Raw genomic sequence first — 1,453 nt, 5'->3', positions numbered from 1 at the left:
TCGGCGTAACGCACCAGCCGGTAGTTCGGCAGCCCTTTGCGGCGGCGTTGTTGACGCCGCCACGGTGGGCTCATGTCCCGTTCCCAGGTCCGGGCGAAATGCCGGTCGAGCACGGACAGGTAGATGTTGGCCAGCAGCGGAGACGCGACCCCGCCTTGCGGCGTTCCGGTCAGCGAGTCGACGAACCCGCCGTGCTGTTCGACGATCCCGGCCCGCAGGAACGCGCGGACCAGTCGCAACACCTTGCGATCAGCGATGCGCTCGGTCACCAGGTCCATGAGAACCTGATGATCGACGTTGTCGAAACAGGCGGTGATATCGCCTTCCACCACCCACTCGTAGGAGCGGCTGGCGAGCTGATGGATCTCCGCGATGGCATCCTGGGCACGCCGTCCCGGCCGATATCCGTAGCTCGACGGATAGAAGTCGACCTCGAAGATCGGCTCCAGGATCAGCTTGAGCGCCATCTGCGCCACACGGTCACGCAAGGTGGGGATGCCGAGCAGGCGGACCTTGCCGCTCTTCTTCGGTATCGCCACCTGCCGCACCGGCAAAGCACGGAAGCTGCCGTCCCGCAGCGAATCGCGTAACTCCTGCAGGAACGGCACCACCTCCTCCGGCCCGATGTGGGCACGAGTTTGGCCGTCCACGCCGGCGGTGACCGCACCCCGGTTGCCCGCCACCCGCTCCCAGGCCACCACGAGGGTGGCCCGGTCGCAGATCAGGTTGAACACATCGGCGAACCGGCGACCCGGTTCGGCTCTTGCCCATCGGTGCAGCTTGCGCTGATGATCGAGTACCCGACGCTCGGCCGCCCCGAAGAGCGGCCACGTCGACTCGCCGTTGTTCAACGACTCTTCGCCATCGAGCTTGCTGCCCATCACGCTGCCGCCCTTCCCCATGCGGTCAGCTCTCCTGACCTCGGAGTACTACGGCGGCTCCGCCACGATCCGACACCCACAGCGGGCGTTGCGCCTGCCCGCCCACCGATTGGAAACCGGCAGGTGAGGGCGGCATCGGACCGCTTCCCACGTTCACTGATGTCCGTTGCGTCGGGTGTCGGCGTCCGGCTATACCCCGACGGCATCGCCACCGGCCGCACATCGCAGTCTTGGCCGGGGCCTCCCGCCGTCCAAATCACACGGACGACGGAAGCGGGCAGACCAAAAGCCACGACCTGCCCAGCACCGCAAAGCGACCCATCCACCAGGTTCGACAGATCGCTGACGACTGACGGGGCTTCTGACACCGGTTCAGTTCCCTTACGCCTTCCCGACTTCGCTAGCGGGCACGAGCCGTCTGGTGGTACCGACCCGCCCCTTCATTGTCAGGGCTGCTCCCGGCCTCACCCCCAACCCGGGGATCAGCCTGCCCTCAGCTTCTACCGTTCACTGCGATGACCGGCGGCAGGCACTTCCTCCTGCACGGCAACATCAGCGCCTCGTGGCGCACG

Annotated in this window: 1 protein-coding gene; it reads right to left on the bottom strand. The window is 66.6% G+C overall.

The window, feature by feature from the left end; genetic code table 11:
• Positions 1–734 (bottom strand): reverse transcriptase domain-containing protein (locus JNW87_RS38645; protein WP_309234167.1); only part of this gene is annotated, 734 nt, incomplete at its 3' end.
• Positions 735–1,453 lie beyond the last annotated feature (719 nt).

It is taken from the genome of Micromonospora sp. ATA51, assembly GCF_016802855.1.
GTDB lineage: Bacteria > Actinomycetota > Actinomycetes > Mycobacteriales > Micromonosporaceae > Micromonospora > Micromonospora sicca.
Note: the sequence above shows the minus strand (reverse complement) of the source record. Positions and strands in the feature narration are given on the sequence as shown.